Origin of the sequence: Bacillus songklensis (genome assembly GCF_042649685.1) — a bacterium.
Taxonomy (GTDB): Bacteria; Bacillota; Bacilli; order Bacillales; family Bacillaceae_H; genus Bacillus_BA; species Bacillus_BA songklensis.
This window is the reverse complement of record NZ_JBHRZT010000052.1, coordinates 413,637-421,863: the sequence shown is the minus strand read 5'-3', so window position 1 is coordinate 421,863 and position 8,227 is coordinate 413,637. Positions and strand designations below refer to the sequence as shown.

Annotated in this window: 8 protein-coding genes and 2 pseudogenes; 3 read left to right on the top strand and 7 right to left on the bottom strand. The window is 38.9% G+C overall.

The annotated features are described in order from the left end of the window. The first annotated feature begins 375 nt into the window (after positions 1–375). The 3 genes and pseudogenes from ACFOU2_RS13450 (at position 376) to ACFOU2_RS13440 (ending at position 2,697) form a co-directional block, all read left to right on the top strand. Positions 376–945, top strand: a complete 570-nt coding sequence (locus tag ACFOU2_RS13450) for a recombinase family protein (RefSeq protein ID WP_377915935.1) — start codon at positions 376–378, stop codon at positions 943–945. A gap of 348 nt (positions 946–1,293) precedes the next feature. Further along, complete coding sequence (locus ACFOU2_RS13445; RefSeq protein WP_377915933.1) at positions 1,294–1,713, top strand: hypothetical protein; 420 nt, start codon at positions 1,294–1,296, stop codon at positions 1,711–1,713. A 158-nt stretch (positions 1,714–1,871) separates the two neighbouring features. Then, positions 1,872–2,697, top strand: a pseudogene (locus ACFOU2_RS13440) (pentapeptide repeat-containing protein). 328 nt (positions 2,698–3,025) lie between these two features. Here ACFOU2_RS13440 and ACFOU2_RS13435 read toward each other — a convergent pair. The 7 genes and pseudogenes from ACFOU2_RS13435 to ACFOU2_RS13405 all read right to left on the bottom strand — a co-directional run. Continuing rightward, positions 3,026–3,481, bottom strand: coding sequence for a DUF523 domain-containing protein (locus tag ACFOU2_RS13435; protein ID WP_377915931.1), 456 nt, complete (start codon positions 3,479–3,481; stop codon positions 3,026–3,028). 126 nt (positions 3,482–3,607) lie between these two features. After that, complete coding sequence (locus tag ACFOU2_RS13430) at positions 3,608–3,919, bottom strand: hypothetical protein (protein WP_377915929.1); 312 nt, start codon at positions 3,917–3,919, stop codon at positions 3,608–3,610. Further along, positions 3,855–4,148, bottom strand: a complete 294-nt coding sequence (locus tag ACFOU2_RS13425) for a putative quinol monooxygenase (RefSeq protein ID WP_377915927.1) — start codon at positions 4,146–4,148, stop codon at positions 3,855–3,857. The genes ACFOU2_RS13430 and ACFOU2_RS13425 overlap by 65 nt, the downstream gene beginning before the upstream one ends. 204 nt (positions 4,149–4,352) lie before the next feature. Next, positions 4,353–4,832: pseudogene (locus ACFOU2_RS13420) on the bottom strand (ROK family protein); the annotation flags it as partial. A 415-nt stretch (positions 4,833–5,247) separates the two neighbouring features. Continuing rightward, a complete protein-coding gene (locus ACFOU2_RS13415) occupies positions 5,248–6,246 on the bottom strand; it encodes an ABC transporter permease (RefSeq protein WP_377915925.1) in 999 nt (332 codons plus the stop codon). Next, the gene (locus tag ACFOU2_RS13410; protein ID WP_377915923.1) at positions 6,227–7,726 is read right to left on the bottom strand and encodes a sugar ABC transporter ATP-binding protein; all 1,500 of its coding nucleotides are present in this window, start codon (positions 7,724–7,726) and stop codon (positions 6,227–6,229) included. The genes ACFOU2_RS13415 and ACFOU2_RS13410 overlap by 20 nt, the downstream gene beginning before the upstream one ends. A 62-nt stretch (positions 7,727–7,788) precedes the next feature. Then, positions 7,789–8,227 (bottom strand): Gfo/Idh/MocA family oxidoreductase (locus ACFOU2_RS13405; protein ID WP_377915921.1); only part of this gene is annotated, 439 nt, incomplete at its 5' end.

Here is an 8,227-nt window from a genome sequence, read left to right as displayed (position 1 = left end):
TGAACCCTTGAGGGCGAATTCAAGTTGTCTGGATCACCGATTGTGATGCCTCTTGATTGAATGAAGATGTGTCGAGTTATTAAGTGGAATATATATAGATCGTCTGAGACGTTTTTTCACCATGTCGAGTTCCCGTTGAAACGCTTCTTGTTTTTGACGATTGGCACGCTTAAGAGTGTACGTGGGACGCGGAAACAACTTGAATGCTACCAAAAACCATATTTTTTGTAACACACTTTCAGTGTGTGATGTCCTCCTGATTTTATAAAATTTATAGGTTTCCGAAAATAATGTCCAAAAGTATTACCAAATACCTTTACAATAAATAGTCCTTCTGTACAATTAAATCATGATAGTATGTACAGGAGGTTTACGATGATTATTGGTTATGCTCGTGTATCGACGTTAGATCAAAATCTAGGCCGCCAAATAGCGATGCTAGAGGAGTATGGGTGCGAAAAAATTGTAACTGAAAAATTTACAGGGACTATTCGAGATCGAAAAGGTCTTACGCAGTTATTTGATATGATCAGGTCAGGGGATACAGTCGCGGTTGAAAGCATCTCACGCTTAGGGCGTAAAACACTCGATATCCTGCACATCATTCAGCAGTTTGAAGAAAAGGGGATTCAGTTTGTATCCTTAAAAGAACGGATGGATACCAGGACTTCTACAGGTAAAGCCATGTTTCAAATGATGTGCGTCATCGCAGAATTAGAGCGAAATTTAATTGCAGAACGTGTAAAAGAAGGGCTTGAAGTGAGTAAAAAACGTGGCAAAAAACTGGGAAGACCAAAGGTAGATAAAGAGAAGATTGCACTAGCATTACGAATGTATGATAGTGGAGAGTACTCAGTAAAAGAAATTATAGAAGGTACTGGCATCTCGCAGGGATCTTTGTATCGAGCTATTCATAAGCGAACGTTAGAAAAGGAAATAAAATAAGGAGCAGCTTTTACTCCTGTTTTCCTCAAATGATTCTGTTGATTAACAATAAAGATGCTTAATTACAAATAAAGTTATTAAAAAATCCCAGTTAAGTTATGCCATAAAAGGCCCAGATTGTGGAATAACAGGAGGACGTTTAAGACAGAAACTTGAATATTTTTTAAACGAGCTCTTATTGAAATGTCATATTTCAAATGAAATAGTGAGGTAGACCAATGGAGAGTATTACATTATAAGATAAATGAAGACATTCATATTTACTACGGAGAATTTGAAGTAGTGTTAGATTCACATAAAAGTAAAATGACAGGTGTTTTATATACTTGAAGGGTAGGGATAGATAAGATGCTTTATATATGGGATATCGAGAAGATAATTAAAAATACATTACATGAGCACAATTTAGATATTAATTATGAAGTTAACAATAATCTAACTGCACCTATGAGTTATAACGTATCGACAAATACTATAAAATTTAATTATCTTCAAGTTAACGGTTATAAAGGTAAAATTAGAATTAACGAGACAGATGAAAACTTTGTTAAAATTATTCTTTATCATGTGATTGGCTATTACTTAGATTTTAAGAAAAACAAACATGATTTAAGAATTCTAATGTATGGTGACGAAGAAGAAAAAGAAAATCTTAAATCTGAAATAGAAACTAATGCTTGGGAATATGGGAGAACATTGGTACCTGAAAAACTATTAAAGTCATATGATAAAGTACGTGAATTAGATAAAATGTTAATAAAGAGCTAATAAACGAATATTTTCCGAACTGAAATTATTCAGTGATAATATTAGAGAATCGGAATACGCATATTAACACATGTGAAGCAACAAACAACTATTAATCCTATATACTTACCTATATATTAAAATACGTAAGTAATACGGAAGCAAAGGAAGTGCACGTATTGTTTGAGAATAATGAGTATCCAAATCCAAAACGCGACATTAGTCGCAACAGTTTGCGTGCTAACTGCGAGAACTGCTTCGGATTGTGTTGTGTTGCACTACCCTTCGCAGCTTCGGCAGATTTTGCAATCGATAAAGACGCCGGCAATCCCTGCCCCAATCTGCAATCGGACTTCCGTTGCGGCATTCACAAAAGCCTCAGGCAGCAGGGATTTAAAGGGTGTACTGTTTTTGACTGCTTCGGCGCAGGGCAAAAGGTTTCCCAAGTCACTTTCGGAGGAGTCGACTGGCATGAAGGTCCAGAAACGGCGAAGAAAATGTTCGATGTGTTCCCAATTATGCAACAACTTCATGAGATGCTCTGGTATCTGACCGAAGCTCTGACGTTGAAAGCGTCTCGTCCGATTCACAGAGAGCTTAGCTTCGCGCTCGACGAGACGGAACGACTTACTCAACTGAGTCCAGATTCACTCATGGAACTAGATGTTCCATCACACCGAGCAGATGTAAACGCTCTGCTTTTAAGGACAAGCGAACTAGTGCGGACCGAGTCACGTCGCCAACTTAAGAGGAGCATACCTTATTGCTGCTGACCTCCGAGACGCCGACTTGAGAGTGACTGACCTTATCGGGGCTGATTTACGAGACGCCGACCTTAGAGGAGCTGATCTCACCGAAAGTATCTTTCTCACTCAAGTTCAAATTAACTCTGACGTTCCTCCCATTAGGGAATATCCATATGTCTTACATTCATCTGTAATTAAAGTTGTAAATTTATTAAGCGGAGGGTGCTTTAGTAAAATAAATGAGGAACTATTTTTGTAGCTCTTTCGCATTTTTCATTCTTCCACAATCGGGCGCAATTGTGGAAAAACACTTAGATTTTAAACAACTATCCAAAACACCGTCTAGAAAATTGGACGGTGTTTTGAGCGTTTATAAGAGAAAAATTAAAAAACTACATTATTGTCACTAAACAGATTCGTCACAAACATTCTAAATTAATATTATTACATAGCTCATATTATCATAGGGCGGACGGTTCTGGTGCAAGAAATCTATCCAACTTGAATATGCTACAGAAATTAATAACAAATAAGTATGTATCGTACTTACCTTTAGTTAACATAACACTGATTAGAGGAAGTTGAATTTAAACAATATTTATTAATTCCTGTTCAGAAATAACCTTAATTCCTTCTCTTCTAAGTAATGCTGCTGTAACGCCTTCCCCATGTATCTTAGCATTAGTAAAAGTACCGTTATAAATCATAGCACTGCCGCAAGAAGGGCTATATTCTTTTAACACCACATATGTAGCTTGAACACTTCTAACAACTTCTAATGTTTTATAAGCTCCTTTCACATATAATTCTGTTACATCTTTACCTGACTTTTCTATTACTCTAGCATTTCCCTCTAGCACGTCATCTCCTGTACCACCAATAATTTCTGCTGAATCACGGGGAGTTGAAAAGCCTCCTAAAATTTCTGGGCATACCAATATTGCTTTATCCTGTTCTACTAATTCCTTAATCTTTTTATCTAAACTATGAGTTCCATTATACCTACATTCAATTCCAGCCAAACATGCACTTACTACGATCACAAAAACATCCCCTATTGAGTTAATTTTATCTTCTGTAATTATTATAAATTATCCATATGTTTCCACAAAATAAATGTATACTATATACAAATCTAGTTTACATATGGTCATCATGCGACGGTGAGTTTATTCGGCTGCGTGAACATTCGAAATGGTGAATTTCTTTGTATGGAAACGAACCAGTGCAACGCGTATAGGTTCATCTCCATCTACTTTAAGAAAGGCGCCTCCTCCGACAGGGCGCCTTTCTTTTGCTATGTATTGCCCGATTACGCCAGCGATGTGGCTCCTTCGGTATTTTTCATAATCAGCAACAACCTTTTCAATGTCCGAGCTTGTTAAGTTGGCTACTTTAGCTGACTCTATAAAAAGTTCAATGTTTTGCTGATACCTCGTATAATTCTGCATGCAATGGTTCAAGTAAAAGCTTCTGTACATCCCCGACAAAACTCTTAAAATGAGAAGTTTCTTCATGTTGCTTAATAGCTGTTTGATCCTTCCACTTCTCCAAAAAAACAAAGGTATTGAGCTGTTCCGGATCTTCATATAAATGATAGCTGATATTTCCTTCTTCAGCTTGAGATGGTGCTACAACTTGTTTAGTCAGTTCAAAAAACTCTTTACGATGATTTGGATCCACCTTGATAAATGCATGAATGATAATCATTGTTGCTTCCTCCTTGGGCAATTTGTTGAAAATAACCGATAAGTATTACCTTCAAATAGACAATAAAGCGGTTATATTCATTTAGTCACATCATTCAAATATAATCAAATAATATTGTGATATTTATTCACTTTTTGAATAAATACTGTATCTCTTTTTTTAGACAATAAGAAACTCTTCAGAAGCAACAAGTTTTGTTTTAGCTCACCAAGCACCGCCAATGACCCCTGCATCATTTCCCCATTTCGCAATGATCAATTCTGCTCCTTCCGCCACACGCGGGAAAGCAAAACGATGAAACTGTTCCCTTACAGGACTTAATAAAGTATCTCCAGCTTTAGAAACTCCGCCGCCCATGACAATTTTCTCTGGATTTAAAACGTTCGCCATATTGGCAAGAGAAAATCCTAAATGAAAAGCTAATTCATTTACAACGTTAACAGCAAGCTCATCTCTTGCTTTAGCCGCTTCAAAAATCAGTTTTGCTGTCAGTTCATTCGTTTCATTATAGACATCTCTTAGGATACTCGGTGTCCCTGTTGATGTAAGAGCTCTCATGGCTAAGCGAACAACACCTGTTGCAGAAGCAACGGTTTCCAGGCATCCTGACTTCCCGCAATTACAAAGAGTCCCCCCTTCTACCACCGAGGCAATATGACCAATCTCTCCGGCTTTTCCGATAACACGTGTTTGCCTGCTAAAATAATCTCTTTATTAATCGTAAAGTGAAGATGGTTCGGAGTAATGTTTATAAGTATGTGATGAATTAATGTTGGAATCTCATCACTTCTTCAAATGATAACGAACTCGAGAGCAATAAGGTTAGAATCACTCAAGAGCTTTGTAATCGATTGCATTTAAAATGATTTTTTTTAACCTTTATTTCATTGGATCACAAGCCGTAATTATGTGAAATGAATGTAATCGATTATATCTTGAATTTCAACTTTCTTAGACAATTTTTGATATTTTTATATACTTAGTTTAGATAGAGAAACCGATTCTGTTACAAAAACCTAGTAAGTTAACAAACAGCAAAAAAGCCTCATCCTAATTGGATACAGGCTTTCTACTTGTTCGTAAACTAAACCATTTTATTCTATCTTTTTATCGTTTTCTTTCCGAACGCGACAGCTAAAATGATAATTAATCCCTTGATGATCATTTGCTGGCTCACATCAAGGCCCATGATAATCAATCCGTTATTGATCGTTCCGATCATTAAGGAACCGATTACCGTCCCAATCACCGTTCCTACACCGCCGAATAAGCTCGTGCCGCCCAGGATAACTGCCGCAATGACAGAAAGCTCATCGCCTTCACCAAAGGTAAAGCGCCCTGCATGCATACGGCCTGCATAAAGAAGTCCCGCAAAACCTGCCATCAAACCAGAACCCAGGAAGACGAATAATTTGATCTTTTGAGTTTTGACACCTGAAAATCTTGCTGCACTCTCATTTCCGCCTGTTGCCAAGGTTTGTCTTCCGAATGATGTTTTTCGCAATAGAATATGGGCCACAATCGTTGCTGCAACTGTCCAAATTAATAGAATCGGAATCGGTCCGATATCACCCGAACCAAATAAAAAGTTAAACGTTGGGTCAATAATGGGTACCGGAGCCGTATCAGTAATCCACATCGCGGACCCTTTTACCGCCCCCATCGTTCCAAGGGTTACCAGAAAGGAAGGAATCGCTACTTTTGTAACAAGCAACCCGTTGATAAGACCGACTATAAGTCCGGTTGCTAATCCCACAACCAGTCCGCCCACCAAACCGAATCCGGCCTGTAGGGCCAAAGCTGCCGTTAAGGAAGATAGTGCTGCAATCGAACCGACCGAAAGATCAATTTCACCCGTACTGATCACAAACGTCATGGCCAAGCCCATCAGGGAAATCATCGCCGTTTGTCGAATGATATTCAGTATATTATCCGTTGTGACAAATCCCTGGTCATGCAGGGTGACAGAAAAATAGATGATGACACCGATAAAAGCCAGATAGACAATATAGTTTCGCCAGTCTAATCCTTTGAACCGTTTTAACGTATCATTTCCAGTCACGACTGGAGCATTTGTATTAATACCCTTGGATGGCATGTTGAAGTTCCTCCTCTGAATTAATCTCTCTTCTCTTCAGTTCCTTGACGATTTTTCCTTCATGCATGACAATCACTCGATCACTCAACGCAAGAAGTTCAGGGAGTTCCGAAGAAATCACCAGGATCGCTTTCCCGCTGTCCGCCAATTCACGAATCACATCCACAATCTCGGTTTTGGCCACAATATCTACGCCTGCGGTCGGCTCATCTAACATTAACACTGTAGGATCATTCGCCAACCATTTGGCTAAGACGATTTTTTGCTGATTTCCTCCGGACAGCAATTTGGTTGTTTTAAAGATATCATCTGTCTTAATATTCAGTTTTTCCACAAATCCATTTGCTATTTCGTTTGCTTTCTTATCATTCAGAAGCAGTCCTTTTGTCACTTTTGACAGAATAGGCAGTATGATATTTTCTTTTACACTGTGCTCAAGGACCAACCCTTGCACTCTCCGATCTTCCGGAATAAGAGCAAGACCAGCTTCCACCGCATCCGTTGCACTCTTGATGTTTTGTTTTTGGCCATTTATGAGAATGTCGCCGCTGTCTTTTGGATCCACTCCAAAAATGGCACGAACCATCTCTGTTCTTCCGCTTCCCATTAACCCTGCCACACCCAGAATCTCACCCGGGAATAGTTGAAAATTAACATCTTGTACTTTCGTTCCAGATGATAATTGTTTCACTTCTAAGACAGGGGTTACATCCATTGAATAGGCTCTTTCTTTCCACTCAAATGCTTTATCCATCCCGGAGCCTACGATATGCTGAACGACTGTTTCCAAATCAATTTGTTTACAGTTCTCTGTGGCTACGTGTTTTCCATCCCGTAAAATGGTAATTCGATCACAGATTTCAAAGATCTCATCCATTCGATGAGAGATATAGATAATGGCATAGCCTTTTGCTTTCAGCTGATTAATAAAAGAAAAAAGGATTTCTGTTTCTTTTTTCGTGAGAGAAGCTGTGGGTTCATCCATAATGAGTATTTTCGTTTCCTGGGATAAAGCTTTGGCGATTTCTGTCATTTGCCAGTACCCTACTCCAAGATTGCCCACGATTTCATTGGGATCAATATCCACCTCTAATTCCGTTAATAATTCCCTTGTTTTAGCGATGCATTCTTTATCATTCAGGAGTCCTGCAGAAGTTTTGGATTCTCTTGTCAAAAAAATATTTTGAGCCACGGTCAAGGTAGGAATTAAACTGAATTCCTGGAAAATCATTGAAATGTAATTTTCTCTCGCATCATCGGGGTTTTGAATGGATACTTGTTTCCCTTCAATAAAGATATCCCCCTCGTCTGCGGTATATACACCCGTCAATATTTTCATTAACGTCGATTTCCCCGCACCGTTTCCTCCCATCAAGGCGTGGACCTCCCCTTTCTTGACCGAGAAATCGACCGAATTAAGAACCGTGATTCCATTAAATGATTTTGAGATATTTTTCATTACAAGCATCGGTTGTTCCAAACCCAATCACCTTCTTTTTAATAGAGGCTACTGCCATAATCAGTAGCCTCCAGCATTAATTTCTATTTAGCTTCCACTAGATTTTTTTCAAGGCTGACCCATGCACCTTTTTCGGCTGATTCAAGGATGGCATCAGCAATTGCTTCGACACGATACCCATCATTAAAGTTTGGTGAAGCCTCTGTATCTTCTACGATGGATTTAAAGAAATCATATGTTTCAATGATTTTAGTTTCTCCATACCCAATACCCAGTGCAGGAATTGGCCATAATCCTTCTCCGTATGGATGGGCCGGTCCTGTATAAACTGTACGGAATCCTTTCGCATCGGCCGGATCGTCAGAGAAGCATACTTGCAGTTCATCACGGCGTTCATAGTTGAAGGCCAGGGAACCTTTTTCGCCATGGATTTCAAAAGTCAGGTAGTTATTACGGCCCCACGCATTACGGGTAGCTTCAATGCTTCCGATTGCGCCATTGTCAAACTTGACCATTGTGATA